12 protein-coding genes are annotated in these 17,005 nt (G+C 58.8%); 8 read left to right on the plus strand and 4 right to left on the minus strand.

Annotation, left to right across the window (positions count from 1 at the left end; genetic code table 11):
- Positions 1 to 436: 436 nt before the first annotated feature.
- Positions 437 to 2,896, plus strand: coding sequence for an RHS repeat-associated core domain-containing protein (locus GHO41_RS16040; protein ID WP_178126527.1), 2,460 nt, complete (start codon positions 437 to 439; stop codon positions 2,894 to 2,896).
- A gap of 31 nt (positions 2,897 to 2,927) precedes the next feature.
- Here GHO41_RS16040 and ssuD read toward each other — a convergent pair whose 3' ends face one another.
- Both ssuD and msuE read right to left on the minus strand, forming a co-directional pair.
- Entirely contained in the window at positions 2,928 to 4,073 is a 1,146-nt protein-coding gene (gene ssuD / locus GHO41_RS16045; RefSeq protein WP_153434107.1) for an FMNH2-dependent alkanesulfonate monooxygenase, read from the minus strand.
- 10 nt (positions 4,074 to 4,083) lie between these two features.
- Complete coding sequence (msuE, locus tag GHO41_RS16050; protein WP_153434108.1) at positions 4,084 to 4,647, minus strand: FMN reductase; 564 nt, start codon at positions 4,645 to 4,647, stop codon at positions 4,084 to 4,086.
- Positions 4,648 to 5,053: 406 nt separating this feature from the next.
- Between msuE and GHO41_RS16055 the strand changes: the two genes are divergently transcribed.
- Positions 5,054 to 6,154: a polyamine ABC transporter substrate-binding protein gene (locus tag GHO41_RS16055; RefSeq protein ID WP_153434109.1), complete on the plus strand. Its 1,101-nt coding sequence runs from the start codon at positions 5,054 to 5,056 to the stop codon at positions 6,152 to 6,154.
- A 108-nt stretch (positions 6,155 to 6,262) separates the two neighbouring features.
- Here the strand turns inward: GHO41_RS16055 and alr are convergent, their stop codons facing one another.
- Positions 6,263 to 7,495, minus strand: coding sequence for an alanine racemase (gene alr, locus GHO41_RS16060; protein WP_153434110.1), 1,233 nt, complete (start codon positions 7,493 to 7,495; stop codon positions 6,263 to 6,265).
- Positions 7,496 to 7,616: 121 nt separating this feature from the next.
- Entirely contained in the window at positions 7,617 to 8,987 is a 1,371-nt protein-coding gene (locus tag GHO41_RS16065) for a PLP-dependent aminotransferase family protein (protein WP_153434111.1), read from the minus strand.
- A gap of 132 nt (positions 8,988 to 9,119) precedes the next feature.
- Between GHO41_RS16065 and GHO41_RS16070 the strand changes: the two genes are divergently transcribed.
- The 6 genes from GHO41_RS16070 to GHO41_RS16095 all read left to right on the plus strand — a co-directional run.
- Positions 9,120 to 10,406, plus strand: coding sequence for a hydroxymethylglutaryl-CoA reductase, degradative (locus GHO41_RS16070; RefSeq protein ID WP_153434112.1), 1,287 nt, complete (start codon positions 9,120 to 9,122; stop codon positions 10,404 to 10,406).
- Positions 10,407 to 10,520: 114 nt separating this feature from the next.
- Positions 10,521 to 10,985 carry a hypothetical protein gene (locus GHO41_RS16075; protein ID WP_153434113.1) on the plus strand — a complete coding sequence of 155 codons (465 nt, stop codon included), beginning with the start codon at positions 10,521 to 10,523 and terminating at the stop codon, positions 10,983 to 10,985.
- Positions 10,982 to 12,370 (plus strand): tripartite tricarboxylate transporter permease, encoded by a 1,389-nt coding sequence (locus tag GHO41_RS16080; RefSeq protein ID WP_048372638.1) that lies wholly within the window; start codon positions 10,982 to 10,984, stop codon positions 12,368 to 12,370. Before GHO41_RS16075 ends, GHO41_RS16080 begins: the two co-directional genes overlap by 4 nt.
- 68 nt (positions 12,371 to 12,438) lie before the next feature.
- Positions 12,439 to 13,389, plus strand: a complete 951-nt coding sequence (locus GHO41_RS16085; protein WP_048389469.1) for a LysR family transcriptional regulator — start codon at positions 12,439 to 12,441, stop codon at positions 13,387 to 13,389.
- Positions 13,390 to 13,689: 300 nt separating this feature from the next.
- Positions 13,690 to 16,188, plus strand: a complete 2,499-nt coding sequence (locus GHO41_RS16090) for a TonB-dependent siderophore receptor (protein WP_153434114.1) — start codon at positions 13,690 to 13,692, stop codon at positions 16,186 to 16,188.
- 95 nt (positions 16,189 to 16,283) lie between these two features.
- The coding region (locus GHO41_RS16095; RefSeq protein ID WP_153434115.1) for an FAD-dependent oxidoreductase at positions 16,284 to 17,005 on the plus strand (722 nt) is incomplete at its 3' end.

Below are 17,005 nucleotides of genomic sequence, written 5' to 3' on the forward strand. Positions count from 1 at the left end.
CATCCTGCTCGTGTTGATGACTTCTGAGCAAACTACGGAATTTTCCTACTTCTGTGACCTGTCATTTCTGACAGTTGTTTAAAGTATTTACAGAGGGCTACTGTCACCAGATTGAACACCAACCTCATATTTTGAGGCTCTATTGAGCATGTCCCTGCACCAAAATACCCCGACTTTGACTGTGAGCGACCCTCGCGGTCTTGTCGTGCGCACGGTGTCTTGGCACCGAAGTGCAACGCAGGACACGGTACAAGCACGCAACACGCTTCAGCGCTACGACGCAATCGGTCGGTTGAACCAGCAATGGGACCCGCGTTTATTTGAGCTGAGCGATCTTGCTAACCAGTCCACGCGCTACAGCCTTAGCGGCCAAGTGCTGCTGACCACGAGCGTGGATGCCGGCTGGCGGCTTGCCTGCCATGACGCCGCCGGGCAGTTGCGTGATAGCTGGGACGGGCGCGACACCCATCGGCGCTTTACCTACGATGAACTGATGCGACCAGTGAATGTGTTCGAACACGAGCCGCCGCTGTGCGTGGAGCGTTTTACCTACGCCGGTGCCGACGAAGAAGACGCCCACCACAACCGCTGCGGGCAGATGCTTCGCCACGTTGATCAGGCGGGCAGCCTGTGGCATGACGCATTTGCCCTCACCGGGCAGCCGCTGAGCGAGACGCGGCAATTCTGCACCGTGTTGAGCTCGCCCCATTGGCCCGCCTCTGAAGCCGATCTTGAAGACACGGCTTACACCACACGCTGGTGTCACGATGCTTTGGGCACGGTGATCGAGCAAATCGATGCACTTGAGCACGTGCAACGTTTTGTGTTTGATGTGGCCGGGCAGCCGTTTGCGTCCTGGCTGGACGATGTCGCCCTGCTCAAAAGCACGACCTACAACGCCTTTGGCCAGGTAGAAATTGAGCAGTCAGGTAACGACGTGACGACCACGGCGTTTTACTCAGCGAGGGACGGCCTGCTGTCCAACCTCAAGGCCAAAAGGTCAGACGGTAAAACGCTACAGGACCTGCACTACCAGTACGATCCGGTAGGCAACATCACGCGTATCGAAGACCTTGCCCAGCCGGTGCAATGGTTTGCCAGACAGCGAATTCAGGCAGTCAGTACCTTCACCTATGACACGCTCTATCAATTGATCAGCGCTACCGGTCGCGAAAACGCCAGCCAAACCATCGGCCCGAGCCTGCCGCGGCTGGAGATCTTCGGCCCGGTAGATGACAGCCGTTGGCGCACTTACAGCCAGACCTACAGCTACGACAGCGGCGGCAACCTGACCCGGCTCAAGCACGCTGCCGGGGCTGGCAACAGCTATACCCGCGAAATGGTCGTCGACGCACTCAGCAACCGCAGCCTGTTCAAGGACGGTTCGCAGATAGATTTTGCCAAGGCGTTTGATGCCAACGGCAATCAACAGGCCCTGGCACCGGGCCAGGTCATGCAGTGGGACAGCCGCAATCAGTTGCAGCTCGTAACGCAGGTGCAGCGCGAAGATCCAGATGGCCAGGACGACGACACAGAAACCTACGTCTATGACGGCGGCGGCCAGCGCGTGCGTAAAGTGCGCCGCGCCAAAAACCGGGGTGGCGAGCATATCAGCGAAGTGCGCTACTTGCCGGGGCTGGAGATTCGCAGCCGAACGACAGGCGAGCAATTGCACGTGGTGCTTGCCCAAGCGGGGCGTAATGCCGTGCGTTTGTTGAACCGGGAAAATGGCCAGCATCAACACCGTTACAGCGTGAACGACCACTTGGGCAGCAGCACGCTGGAGCTGGATCAAAGCGGAGAAGTCTTAAGCCAGGAAAGTTACTACCCCTACGGCGGGACGGCCTGGTGGGCGGCTAAAAGTGCACTGGAAGCCCGCTACAAAGTGATTCGTTATTCGGGTAAAGAACGGGATGCAACCGGGTTGTATTACTACGGGTTCCGTTATTACGCACCGTGGTTGCAGCGCTGGATTAATCCGGACCCGATGGGCGAAGTCGATGGTTTGAATGTATTTCGATTTGTTCTCAATTCACCTTTGTCATGGATGGATTCTGCAGGGGCGATCTCATTACCTGTCAACGATGCGATAGAACAAGGTGTTCGATTAAAACGCTCTTCAATTGCGTTTGTTGCAAGAGGGCTGCAAGAGTTTGAAGCGCTCGGCGAAACAGGGAGCGAGTTGGCAGGAAAACTTCGTGACGCGCAAACGATGGCGGTCGATATTCTGAGCTCAGCGATTGAAAGTGTATCCAGTCCCCAGCGAAGCAAAGTTGCTCATGCGGCGATGTCGTTTTTTCTGGGCGGCACGGCTGTGAGTGGTCGGACTCAAACAGAGTTGCGTGAGGGCTTCGAAAAACTGAAAAGCATGCAACTATCACGGATCGAGAAGGGTAAAGATCGGATAGTGATCTATGAAGAAGACAGCAAAACTGATGCCTTTGTGGTTAAAGTCGACACTGAGCGACGAATTTTTATTAAACAATCCACTATCCAGACCAGTGATATAACGTCGCTGGCCAGGCAGTTAATTCATGAGGAGTCGCATCTTGAACTGGGAACTTATGACGCCTTTTATATGCCGGTAAAGAATTTTGGTTACCCGGATAGTGATGAAGCATTGTTTGATACGCTTAAAACAGCTATGGCTATAAGTCGTGACGTGGGCAGCAAAGGAGAAAATAGTAAAGCGGTACGCAATGTTGAAAAATACAGGGAGGTGATGGCTAAAATGCCGACACCTGTCGCAGGAAGTTGTACGGAAACTGCAGCAAATCATTGGGTATTTCTTAATAATGCGGATTCTTGGGCGCATCTCGCTATAGGCATGGCAAAGCCAAGTGTAATTTCTAAATATGGCCCTAAAAATAATCGAGGTGCTTCGAGGTTGAACTAGCCGGATATTATCCGGCTAGATACAGGCTCGATCAGCGTTTGGCCTGCCCGGGCAGCACATCATTGGCGATCATTTCGCCAAAGGGCCCGGTCAGGTTGGTTATGCCGCGACCCGCCAGGCTGGCGTAAGGTTCTGGCAGCAGCGGGAACACCAGTTCGGCAAAGCGATAGGCTTCTTCCAGGTGCGGGTAGCCCGAGAAGATAAAGCTTTCGATGCCCAGGTCGGCGTATTCCTTGATGCGTTCAGCCACCTGTTGCGGGTTGCCCACCAGCGCGGTGCCGGCGCCGCCGCGAACCAGGCCGACGCCTGCCCACAGGTTGGGTGAGATCTCCAGATTGTCGCGGCGCCCGTCGTGCAGCGCAGTCATGCGCCGCTGGCCTTCGGAATCAAAGCGCGAGAAGGACTTTTGCGCGGCGGCTATGGTTTCGTCGCTGATGTGTTCGATCAGGGTGTCGGCGGCTTTCCAGGCTTGCTCCTCGGTTTCACGGACAATCACGTGCAGACGAATACCGAAGCGTACGTTGCGGCCCAAACGTGCCGCACGTTCACGCACATCGGCGATTTTCTCGGCCACGGCTGCAGGCGGTTCGCCCCAGGTCAGGTACACGTCAACCTGCTCGGCGGCCAAGTCATGAGCAGCGTCGGACGAACCGCCGAAATACAGCGGCGGATAGGGTTTTTGTACCGGCGGGTACAGCGCCTTGGCGTTCTGCACGTGCAAGTGCTTGCCTTCAAAGTCGACCGACTCGCCTTGCAGCACCCGGCGCCAGATTTTCAGAAACTCATCCGACACTTCGTAGCGTTCGCTGTGGCTGAGGAAGCTGCCATCACCGCGGTTTTCATCCGGGTCGCCGCCGGTCACCACGTTAATTAACAAGCGCCCGCCGGACAGCCGGTCCAGGGTGGCCGCCATGCGCGCCGACACGGTCGGCGAGATGATCCCCGGACGAATCGCCACCAGATAACGCAGGCGCTCGGTCAACGGTACCAATGCCGAGGCGATGACCCACGAGTCTTCGCAGGAGCGTCCGGTCGGGATCAAAACGCCGTAGTAGCCCAGGTCATCAGCCGCCTGGGCGACTTGTTTGAGGTAGTTGAGCGTGACCGGGCGAGCACCTTTGGTGGTGCCCAGAAAGTGGCCGTCACCGTGGGTGGGGAGGAACCAAAACACATTCATGAAGAAGTCCTTAAGCGATTTTCAGCAAGGGTGTGGCCGAGGCGCCAAACAGCGGCGCGGCACGTTCTGCAGCAAGGCGGATACGAGCCTTCAAGGGCTCGCTGATTATTTGGTAATTGGCGAAATCAGACTCGGTGGCATACACGCCGATCGGCAGCGTCAACGCCTGGAAAAAGCTGAACAGCGGACGCAACTGGTGTTCGAGCACCAGCGCATGGCGATCACTGCCACCGGTGGCGGCCAGCAACACCGGGGTGTCGGTCAGGCCGTTGATATCCACCAGATCGAACAGGTGCTTGAGCAGGCCGGGGTAGGAGCCGCGATACACCGGGGTGGCGATGATCAGCAGGTCAGCGTTTTCAATCGCCTGGATCTCGGCATCGACCTCAGGGCTCAGTTCCTGGCGTGACAAGGCGCCGCCCAGTTGCCGGGCAATAGTGCCCAGCTCAATCAAGCGGCTTTCGATAGTGAGCCGGGTTTGCAGTTCATCGAGAATGGCCTTGGCCAACACCAGAGTGCGCGAAGGGCTGTACGCCCCACCCGAAACGACGACGACTTGCAGCGCGTTAGACATGTTCGAATCCTTGGCTAGTGTTCAGCAGACTGTGGACAGGTACTCCCTGTCAGCAATCTCCGTACCAACAGGCAAACCCCTGTAATTCGGGGGGTTGGCCGGAGGCGGGCAAGGCGGGCGCTGTTGATTGAGTGGTTAAGTGCAGATTTGCTGTTTGATTTGCAACAGTTGCTGGATGAACACTTGGGCGATGCAAGAGGGTGATGGCGGACATAGATTCGGACACAAACAATGGCCGCAACGATCCCTTTTTGGCCTGCCTACCCCTGTGAACCGCTCCAGCGGTCGGCAAGAATCAAATCAACTTATAAGAGTTGTCTTCCTGACCCTTGCCCTTTTTGCGGGCTGCTGCCGTGTACAAAACATAACAACTATCGATCTCACGCCAAAGATGGGGAATACATTCATGAGCACGATCAAACGCTTACTGGGCGCCACGGTATGTGGGTTGTCACTGTTGGCCAGCGCGGTGCAAGCCGATCAGCGCGAATTGCGGGTGTACAACTGGGCGGACTACATCTTGCCGTCAGTACCCAAAGACTTTGCCAAGGACACCGGGATCAAAGTGACCTGGGACACCTTCGACACCAACGAATCGCTGGAAGCCAAGCTGCTGACCGGCAACTCGGGCTATGACCTGGTGGTGCCGTCCAACCAGTTCCTCGACACCCAGATCAAGGCCGGGGTGTTTCAGAAACTCGACAGATCCAAGCTGCCCAATTGGCAGCACCAAGACCCGCAATTGCTCAAGCTGCTGGAAACCAACGACCCCGGCAACCAGTACGCCGTGCCCTACATGGTTGGTACAGTGTTGATCGGTTTTAACCCGGCCAAGGTCAAGGCTGCCCTGGGCGACGACGCGCCGGTGGACAGTTGGGACCTGGTGTTCAAGCCCGAGAACATGGCCAAACTGAAATCCTGTGGCGTCGCGATGCTGGATTCGCCGTCGGAGATCTTGCCGCTCGCCCTGCATTACCTGGGCCTGGACCCGAACAGCCAGAACCCGGCTGACTATGAAAAAGCCAAAGATCTGATGCTGAAGATTCGCCCGTATGTCACCTACTTCAACTCGGCCAAATACATGACCGATATCGCCAACGGCGACATCTGCGTGGCCATTGGGTACTCGGGCAGTTTTTACCAGTTTGGCAACCGGGCCAAAGAAGCAAAGAACGGGGTGGTAGTGGACTGGCGTTTGCCAAAAGAGGGCGCACCGATCTGGTTTGACACCTTCGCTATCCCTAAAAGCGCCAAGAATGTCGAAGAAGCGCATGAGTTCCTGAACACCTTGCTGGAGCCCAAGGTGATTGCGTCGATCAGTGACTTTTTGGGTTACCCGAACGCCAACAAAGACTCGCTGCCACTGATCAATAAAGACATCACCGGCAACCCGAACCTGACGCCGACGCCAGAGGCGTTGAAATCACTGTATGTGGTGCAACCACTGCCACAAAAGCTGGAGCGTGTACGGACCCGCACCTGGACCAGCATCAAATCGGATAAATAACCACCCAAACCCGGTAGGAGCGAGCTTGCCTCGCGATCTTTTGATTGTTTAAAAGATCGCGAGACAAGCTCGCTCCTACAAGGTGTCATGCCCCAGATCGGGGGGGTCTTACTCTTCGATCAAGACTTTAGGATTGGAGTTGCCCCATACGGTGTAGAGGTCAGCCAACAATGCACCGTTGATGTCTTCAACTTCGCTCTGGCTGATCTCGGCGTCGCCCTGTTTGCCGAACAGCACCACTTCATCGCCGCTTTTGACGTCCGGCGCATCGGTCACGTCAACCATCAAGGTGTTCATCGACACTTTGCCCACCACCGGCACGCGGTGGCCGTTGATCAGCACAATGCCTTTATTGGTGAACGCACGACGATAGCCGTCGGAGTAACCAACCGTAATGTTCGCCAGCTTCGAATCACGCGCCAGGGTGTAGGTGCGGTCGTAGCCGACGGTATTGCCTTTCGGGTAGCTGTTGACCGAGGCCACGTGCGACTTGAACTGCATGACGCGCTTGTAATCGGTGTGCGAAGGCACCGTGTCACCGAACAGCGCGCCGCCTGGGCGGACCATGTCCAGGTGCGACTCAGGCACTTCCAGGGTGGCAAACGAGTTGGCCGCATGCAGGGTGATTTTGCTGCGATCCAGCTTGGCCTCTTTGATCAGCCACTGTGCCTGTTCGTTGAAGGCCTTCAGGCCCGCGCGCACGTCATCGGCGTCTTCCACGGCGAAGTGGGTCATGATCGCCCGTACTTCCAGATTCGGTATTTTAGTGATGGCTACGGCATCGCTGCGGCCTTGAGCGGTGCTCATTTCTGCGCCGTTACGGCTCATGCCGCTGGAGTTCAAGCCCAGGTGCACGACGAGTGGACGGCCGTGTTTTTCGGCAATTTGCGCGGCTTTCTTAGCGAAATCGAGGTTGCCGACCAACTCTTCCATGTTGTACGGCAGCGCCGCTTCCAGCTCGCTGAGGGCGGCGGTGCGCACGCGAATCAATTGGCCTTTGTAACCGCTCTCGCGGACCACGCGGGCTTCTTCGTTGCTGGCAACGCCGACGCAAGGTACGCCGGTGGCGATGATCGAAGGCATCAACAAACCAATGCCGTGTCCGTAGGCATCGGCCTTGAGCACCGCACAGATTTTCGATTTGTCGCCGAGGGTGTCTTTCAGGACCTGAATATTGTGTTCAAACGCGGTTTTGTTGATTTCAACCCAGGCGTTGCTGTCTTGAGTGTTCACCTGTGCGACGCCATTGGCCATCGTCAAAGGCGGAGCGGCGAAGGTCGGGGTTTGCAGCAATGTCATGCCCAAAGACAGGGCGAGCAGGGTGCGAGCGAAAGGGAGCATGCGAGTTTCCATACTTTATTGTTAGGGAAGGGATTTAAAACGCCGGCGATACTAGGGGCGGGCTGCTGGAAAGTCACGCCCTTGGCCGCGTATCTGTCAGGTTGTGTCGTTATACCGTCCGTCAGCCCTTGAACAGCGCTTTAAGCAGCGGGTCGTTCAAATACGCCACGTTGAGTCGGGTCCAGGGGTTGGTGCGTGATTGCTCGGGAGAAAAGATGTGCCCCGGCGCGATCATGAAGCCCTTGGGCTGCAATTGGCGGGTCAGTTCCTTGGCGTCGTCGATGTGGGCAAAGCGTGCCCACAGGTACAAGCTTTGTTGCGGGCGGCAAAACACCTCGGCGCCAATCTCATCGAGCATCGCGAGCCCGGCTGCGGTTGCAGCTTGCAGACGTTCTTGCAGGCGAATCAAATGGCGCAGGAAATGCCCCTCGGTGAGGATCACGTCCATGGTTCGTTCACACAGCTCAGAAGAACTGGTGTGCAAGAGCATTTTCAAGTCCCCCAGCTCATCAATCACGTCCTTGCTGCCGGCGATAAAGCCGACCCGCAGCGCCGCAGACACCGATTTGGAAAAACTGCCCACGTACAGTGAACGCTGCAGTTGATCGAGCGCAGACACCTTGATCGCAGACGCCGGTTTAAAGTCGGCCAGGGCATCGTCGTCAACCAGAATGAAGTTGTGCTGCTGTGCGAGTTGCACCAGCCGATGAGCCTTGCCCGGCGAGATATCCGAGCCGGTCGGGTTGTGGCCCACCGACTGGATAAAAAACAGTTTTGGCTTGTGGTTGCGCAGGTGTTGCTCCAGCACCTGCATGTCCGGGCCATCAGCCAGGCGCGGTACGCAGAGCATGTGGGCGCCTTGCAGTTGCAGCTTGCCAAACAGCGGGTAATAGCCGGGGTCTTCAACCAGCACCGTATCGCCGTGGGCAATGAAACGCCGGATGATCAGGTCCAGCGCATGGTTGGCTCCATGGGTGGTGACGATCTGGCGGGGGCTGGCGGTGATCGAATAACTGGCCAGTTTTTGCGCCAGATGCTGGCGCAGGCTGGCATTGCCCAGGCGGTTGCCGTAGCGAAACAGCGTGTTGACCTCAGTGCGCATGATCTGGCGGGTGAACTTGTCGAGGCGCATGTCCATCAGCCATTCCACCGGCGGGAAGCCTTCGCCGAGCGGCGAATGCCCCGGTTCACGGACGAACTGCTGGCGCATCAGCCAGATGGTGTCCATGGCCCGCGCATAGGGCTGCGGTTCGTCCGGTTCGCTGTGGTTGGGGCTGCCCTGACGGACAAAAAAGCCCTGGCCATGGCGCGGTTCGACCAACCCTTGGGACGCCAGGGCCTCATAGGCATTGATCACGGTATTTTTCGAATGGCCGAACAGGCGCATGCATTCACGCAGCGACGGCAGGCGGTCGCCCACCCGGTAAGTGCCATTGCCGATCTGTTCGACCAGTGACGCGGTCAGTTGCTGAGCGAGTGTCAGACGCACCATGGTTGGCCATCCTGCTGTTTTTTAGCGAGGGTACAGCTTGGGTACTGTTTGTGCGAACTGTACCTTTCATGCGGGCACAGGGCGCTTTAGGGTGGTGCTCAAAGACAACAATAATGACCACAGGATTGAACCATGAGTATTGATTCGCGCCTTCTCAAGTTTCGTAGCCTGGCGCCTGCCGAGCGTTTGCAGCACCTGCAAGCGCTGCTCGACCTGCCCGCTGATGACGTCGCGCTGTTACGTGAGCCGGGTGCACTGGCGCTGGAGCGGGCTGACGGCATGATCGAGAACGTGATCGGCACCTTCGAGTTGCCCTATGCCGTCGCAAGCAACTTCCAGATCAATGGCCGCGACGTGATCGTGCCCATGGTGGTCGAGGAACCTTCGGTGGTAGCGGCGGCCTCCTTTATGGCCAAGCTGGCGCGGGAGGCAGGCGGGTTCCAGACCTCCAGCTCGCTGCCCTTGATGCGCGCGCAGGTACAGATCGTTGATGTCGCTGACCCGTTCAATGCGCGCTTGAGCCTGTTGCGGCGCAAGGACGAAATCATCGAGCTGGCTAACCGCAAAGACCAACTCCTTAACTCGCTGGGCGGCGGCTGTCGTGACATTGAAGTCCACACCTTTGCGCAAAGCCCGCGTGGGCCGATGCTGGTCGCGCATTTGATCGTCGATGTGCGTGATGCCATGGGCGCCAACACGGTCAACACCATGGCCGAGGCGGTCGCGCCGCTGATCGAAGAAATCACCGGGGCCAAGGTGCGCCTGCGCATCCTTTCCAATCTGGCTGACTTGCGTCTGGCCCGTGCGCAAATCCGCATCGCCCCCGAGCTCCTCACCACGCCAGCATTCAAGGGTGAGGAGGTGATCGAAGGCATTCTCGACGCTTACAACTTCGCGGTGATTGACCCGTACCGCGCCGCCACCCACAACAAGGGCATCATGAACGGCATAGACCCGTTGATTGTCGCCACCGGCAATGACTGGCGGGCGGTGGAGGCGGGCGCACATGCTTATGCCTGTCGCAATGGCCATTACGGCTCGCTGACCACCTGGGAGAAAGACGGCCAGGGCAATCTGGTGGGCACCCTGGAAATGCCGATGCCGGTCGGGCTGGTGGGCGGTGCGACCAAAACTCACCCTTTGGCGCAATTGTCGCTGCGCATTTTGCGTGTCGAGAGTGCTCAGGAATTGGCGGAAATTGCCGTCGCGGTCGGGCTGGCACAAAATCTCGGTGCGCTGCGGGCGTTGTCGACCGAAGGCATCCAGCGCGGGCACATGGCCTTGCATGCGCGCAACATTGCGCTGACGGCGGGCGCCAAGGGTGAAGAACTCGACTGGTTGGTCAAGCAGATGGTCGAAGCCCACGACGTGCGCGCGGATCATGCGGCGGCACTGCTCAAGCAAAAACGCGGCATGTAGGAGCTCGTCTCGCGATCTTTTGACCTTCTAAAAGATCGCGAGGCAAGCTCGCTCCTACACGTCATGAGTTGTCTCTCTTCACCTCCATAACAATAAAAGCAGTGGGAGAATTCTTTGAAACCTGAACTCTATGAAGTCTGGGGTGACACGGTTGATGTGCGCCATCTGGTGTACGCCATTGTGATTGGCGCCATCGTCAGCCTCAGCGCGTTTTTTACCGCACAGCACTTTTTGCTTGAGTGGGTGGCCTCCGCACAGATGGCCCGGGCCTACGCCATGCTGGTGGGCATCGTGGGTTGCCTGGTGGGCGGGGCAATCAGTGCGAGCCTGTTCAAACCCAAGCGCCATGTGGTCGAGCACGAGGCAGACCCGGCCTGGCGCAGTCAGATCTTGAAGGATTTGCAAAGCGAGTTTGGTGACCTTGGGCGTTTGGCTGACCTGCCCCCCGAAACCATCGCCGAGCTCAAGGAGATGGACCTGTACGAGCTGTTCGTGGACTACGAGAAGGGCTTGCACAACATCGGGGCTGACCCCGCGCCAGCGGTCGATGGCCTGGCTGCCAATGGAGGCCGCTCATGATCGTTTCATTGTTCGATCAAGTGCTGATTGCCCTGGGCATGGGCATTCTGGGGGCGGTAATTTTTGCCGCCATCGGGCTGATTTCCGGCAGCGATGAAACCACCACCCTGGCACCGTTGACCTTGCTGGTGGTGCTGCTGGGCGTGCCTGCGCCGGGAGTGCTGACGTTCTTTCTGGCCGGTGCGGTGGCCAAGCACATGACCCACGCCGTGCCCACGGCCCTGCTGGGGATTCCCGGTGACACCATGGCCACGCCGTTAATGCGCGAGGCCAACTTTTTGCGCAACCTCGGGGTGCCGCACATTGCCTTGCGCAAGATGATTTCCGGGGCAGTGATTGCTGCGCTGATCGCCGTGCCCATGGCGGTCCTGTTTGCGGTCATGCTGGCGCCGTTTGGCGACACCATCAAGCGCTCGGCGCCGTGGATTTTCCTGGCGGCGGCGATTGCCATTGCGTGGTTTTCGAAAGGGCGGCTGGCTGCGGTACTGGCCTTGATCCCTTTTGTGCTGATCATTCTCGGCCTGCAAACCCTCACCGGCCAATACGGAGTCAAGCTCACTGTCAGTTACTTTCTGGGCATCGCCATCGGGCCGTTGATTGCAGCCCTGTTCGCGATGATGGCCCCGGCCGAGCGCGAGAACATGCGCCGCAGTGAAGTGCGCACGTTTTCACTGTCGCCTGATGTAAAAAGCGGCGGTGGCTTCTTTCCCAACCCGCTCAAGGTTCTTGACCGCAAACAAAGCCTGTGGACCGGGATCACCGCTGTAATCTCCAGTGCCACCTTCGTGTTCAGCCCGGTGGCCATGACCGTGATCATGGGTGAACTGGTCGGCTCGCGGGTCAAGCATGTTTACCACCGCCTGACCACAGTGATTACCGCGCGCAATGGCGTGACCGAGTCCACCTACATTGCCGAGGCGCTGATCCCGCTGATTGCCTTTGGCTTGCCACTGAGCCCGGTGGCGGCGGGCCCGGCAGCGCCGTTGTTCAACGCGCCGCCGCGCTTTAGCGTGGACTCGGCCTCGGGCGAGGTGCACAACCTGCACTCGTTGCTCAGCACCTGGGAGTTTCTCGGCTATGGCATGTTGGCAGTGGTGGTGGCCTTGTTGATCGCCTATCCCTTCACCATGAACTACGCGTATCGCGCGGCGTCGTACGTGTCGCGCAAAATCAGCCACGAAGCGGTAATCGCGACGTTTGTCGGGTTGATTCTGGTGATCGGGATCTGGGAGGGCGGTTTGCTTGGCTTGCTGGTGATTGTCACCGTTGGCCTACTGGGCGGTTTTCTCTCGCGCTTTCTGGGCTTCAACATCGGCGTGCAGTTCATGGGGTATTACACCGCGGTGCTGACCGTACCGGCCCTGGTTGCGCTGTTGGCGGGCTGAGTGACCTGCCCCGAACCGGCGGTGCTGTGTACACTGCATCGCCTCAGGTCATGTCAAAGGAGATCCCGGTGGATCTACGCCAGTTGGAAGCGTTTGCTGCGGTCATGTCGGCGGGCAGTGTCACGGGGGCAGGGCAGATGCTCGGGCGCTCGCAGCCTACCGTGACCCGGCTGATACAGGAGTTGGAGCAGGAACTGGGGTTTGCCTTGTTTGAACGCAGCGGGCCTAAAGTCACCCCGACGCAAAAGGCGTTCATGCTCTCGGCTGAGGTCGAGAATGCCCTGCAAGGGGTGCGTCACGTACAGCAGCGGGCACTGAACATTGCCCGTGATGAAAACCTCAGTTTGCGTCTGGTGGCCACCCCGGCCCTGGCCTCGGGTCTGTTGCCGCCTGCGCTGGCGCAGTTGCCACCGGGTTTGCAGCCGCAACAACTGCAAATCCAGAGCCTCAGCGCGCAAGAAGCGGTGCAGGCGGTATTGGCCAAAACCGTGGATCTGGGAGTGGTCAGCTTGCCGCTGGAACATCGCGGCCTTGAGTTGCACTGGATTGGCGAAGCCGCCTGCGTGGCGGTGCTGGCGGCCGACTCGCCGCTGGCGGCAGAGCCGGTGTTGAGCATGCAAACCCTGGCACAACAGACCTTGATCAGCATCTCCAACCCGTTCCGCTTCCGCCGACGCATCAACCGCGCGTTCGAAGCCGCCGGGGTTGAGCCGCAGCACATCCTTGACACCAACACCTCGCTGACCGCCATGCAAATGGCCCGCGTGGGGCTGGGCGTGGCGCTGGCCGACCCGTTTACGGCCTTTGGCGTACCATTGAACGGGGTGGTGGTGAGACCGATTGAAAGCAACGTACCGTTCTTTTTTGGCTTGATCTCGGCCTACGCCACACCGTTATCGGAAGTGGCCAAGGCGTTGGTCGAAACCCTCAAGACCTCATCCCAGGCCTTGCTGCCAGGCATGATCGTGCACCCGGCCAGCAGCCATGATGCGTTGATGCAAAGCATCTACGCCGGTTAAACCCTTCCCGTGTAGGAGCGAGCTTGCCTCGCGATCTTTTGACCTTCTAAAAGATCGCGAGGCAAGCTCGCGCCTACAATTTTTATTCTGAAAAGTAATATCCATATCCTTTTTTGCCAGTTGATGGAATAACCGCTGCTCCTTAGTATTCATTTACCGCATTCAATGCGCTAATGAATCATGAAAATGAATTGAAGGCTGCCAACACAGACCTTCAGCTTCGCGGGCATCCAGCCGACCTCGGCAAATCGCCGCAAGACGTGTTTTAACTTTTTTGGCGATTTATCGGGGAGTTTGCATATGCAATCCGGCGCTTCATCGGCTTCACTTTTTACACCGGCAGCCCTCGCGCTGACCGGCCTGTGCCTGGTCAGTGGACCGGTAGCGGCACAAGAAGATGACAACAAGGCTCACGCTAAAACGGAGCCGGTCATGCAAACCGTGGTTTCGGTCGGTAACCGTGGTACTCAGCGCACGGTGGCTGAAAGTGCCGTGCCGATCGATGTGATCAGCGGCCAGGAACTGCTCAAGCAAGGTGCGAGTACCAGTTTGCGCGATGCCCTGGCGCAAACCCTGCCTTCGTTCAACGTGGCCAAGGTGACCGGCGGCGCCTACAGCAACGTGGCCCGCTCTGCCGGTTTGCGCGGCCTGGGTGGCGGCTATGTACTGGTGCTGGTCAATGGCAAACGCCGCCATGGTGGTTCGGTTGCCTCGGAAAACTCGGTGCTGTCCGAAGGCTGGAACCCGGCCGATCTGGACCTGATCCCCATCAGCGCCATCGACCGTGTTGAAGTACTGCGCGACGGTGCGGCAGCACAATATGGTTCGGACGCCATCGCCGGGGTGATCAATATCATCCTCAAGTCCAACAGCAGCGGCGGCAGCGCCAGCACCATGGCCGGGCGTCGTTCGCATTATCACAGCGGGGTGGGCTCCAACGGCGAGACCTACCAACAGACCTTCGACATCGGTTTGCCGCTGCCCAATGACGGTTTTTTCAACTTCGCCCTGGATGCCAAAAAGCAGGACAGCACCAAGCGTTCCGGGGTGGCCACCGGCAGTTTTTACTACCCGGTGAACGGCCAGCCTGACCCGCGTGAAAACACCATCGACAAGCGCACCTATGGCGGTGGCCTGCCGGAGATCGAGCAGCTCAACGTGTCGTACAACGCCGAGTTGCCGCTTAACGATTCGATCTCGCTGTACTCCTTCAGCACGGTCGGCCAGCAGGATGCGCTGGTGTCGATCGCTTACCGTCGGCCGAACGGCAATACCATCATCAACGAGCTGTACCCGGACGGTGTGGCCCCGGATTTCACCTTTGACAGCTTTGACTACCAAAGCGTGTTCGGTGCCCGTGGCGATGATTTGGCGGGCTGGGGCTGGGACTTGAGCACCTCATACGGCTCGAACCGACAGAAGCAAAGCACCAAAAACAACCTCAACCCGTCGTTGGGGCCGGACAGCCCGCGCCACTTTGACCTGCAGACCAACACGTTCACCCAGTGGACGACCAACCTGGACCTCAACCGCAAGCTGGACATAGGCACACGCAACCCGCTGAATTTTGCCACCGGCCTCGAATACCGTTTCGAGCAGTACCGCACAGAGTCCGGGGACGCCGATTCCTATGCCAACGGCGGTTACCGTTATCCGCAAGGCCACCCGCGGGCGGGTCAGTTGTCGGCCATCGGTGCGCTGGGCAACTACCTGCTGCTGCCCGAGGACGAAGTCAATTTGCGGCGTAGCAACTCGGCCGCTTATGTCGACCTGGGGCTGGATGTGACGGACAAGTGGTTTGTCGGCGCCGCGGGGCGTTTTGAACATTACACCGACAGCTCGGGCAATACCTGGACCGGCAAGCTGTCGACCCGTTATGCCTTTACCCCGGAGCTGGCTGCACGAGGTGCCATCAGCACCGGTTTTGTTGCGCCGTCGATGGTGCAACAGGGCTACGCCAAGACCGGCTTGGGCCGTCGCACCGTGGGCAATGAAACCCAGGACATCATGATCAAGCGTGTGCAACCCAACTCGGCGATTGGCCGGGCGTTGGGCGCTGAAGACCTGGATCCGGTGAAGTCTGAAAGCATCTCGGCGGGCCTGACCTGGAGCCCGGTGCAGAACCTCAACATCGCATTGGATGCCTACCTGATTGACCTGCAAGACCGTATTGCACTGATCAGCCCGCTGTCGGGCCCGGCAGTCGACAAGATCCTCGCGGCCAATGGTTTTTCCCATGTGCAGCAGGTGCAGTACTACGCCAACGCCTTTGACACCCGCACCAAGGGCCTGGATCTGGTGGCCGACTACACCCAGCACCTGGACCGTTACGGACGTTTGCGCTGGAACCTGGGGGCGAACTGGAACAAAGCCACCATTACCGACCTCAAGGCCAATCCCGACCAGTTGCAAAGCCTCGGCCTGTCGCGTTTTGAGCGCACGGAGCTGGGCGGTGTGACCGACCTGGTGCCCAAGAGCAAGTACATCGTCGGCGTGAACTGGCAAGTCAGCGACTGGGACATTGGCCTGCGCAGCACCCGTTACGGCAAGGTCAAGCGCCTGGGCAGCGGTACCAGCGGCATTGACGAAACCTTCAGCGCCAAGTGGATCACCGATGTCGACGTGAACTACGCCCTGACCGACAACATCACCGTGTCTGTGGGGGCCGACAACGTGTTCAACGTGTACCCGGACAAGCACCAGATCATTGATGTCTCCGGTGGCTCGTACTACTCGTCGATCTCACCGTTTGGCTCTTACGGGGCGTTTTACTACGGCCGTCTGAACATCGATTTTTAAACCCGGGGCCAACGCCTGGCCCGCTCTTCGCAGGATCTGCCGCAGTCTGCGGCAGATCCTGCGAAGCGTTCATGACTTTAATAGAGATACCGACAATGCCCCACACCACAGCTCCCATTGGCCTGCCAGCCCTCGAAGCGCGCCTGCGCGAGGATTTGCAGTGGCTCGATTTACCGGCTCAGCCGTGGGTCAAACCTCGTCATCAAGAAGGCCAGTTGCTGCTTGAAGTGGCCGTGATTGGCGGAGGGATGGCCGGGTTGGCGCTGGCAACCGAGTTGCGCCATCTGGGGGTGAAGGCGGTGGTGTTCGACCAGTCCGAAGAAGGCTTTGAAGGGCCGTGGGCGACCACGGCGCGCATGCAGACTCTGCGCTCGCCCAAGCAATTGAGCGGCCCTGCGTTGGGTTTGCCAGCCTTGACCTTTCGCGCCTGGTTCGAAGCCCAGTTTGGCCTGGCCGCGTGGGAGCAACTGGACAAGATTCCGCGCCTGCAATGGGCTGAGTATTTGCGCTGGTATCGGCGCGTGCTGCGCCTGGATGTGCGTAACCGTCACCGCGTGACACGGGTGCAACCGAGGGCAGACGGTCGCGTCGAACTGAGTATTGATGCCGACGGGCAAGCCCTTAACGTTTCGGCCCGGCACGTGGTGCTGGCCACCGGTCGCGATGGTTTGGGCGGGCCTTGGGTACCAGCAGTGGCTGACGCGCTACCCCGTGAATACTGGGCGCACTCGGCTGACGGTTTGCAGGACCACTGGTTTGTCGGCAAGCGCGTGGCGGTGATGGGCGGCGGCGCCTCGGCCATGGACGCTGCCGGTAC

This window comes from Pseudomonas sp. FSL R10-0399 (assembly GCF_009600165.1).
GTDB lineage: Bacteria > Pseudomonadota > Gammaproteobacteria > Pseudomonadales > Pseudomonadaceae > Aquipseudomonas > Aquipseudomonas helleri.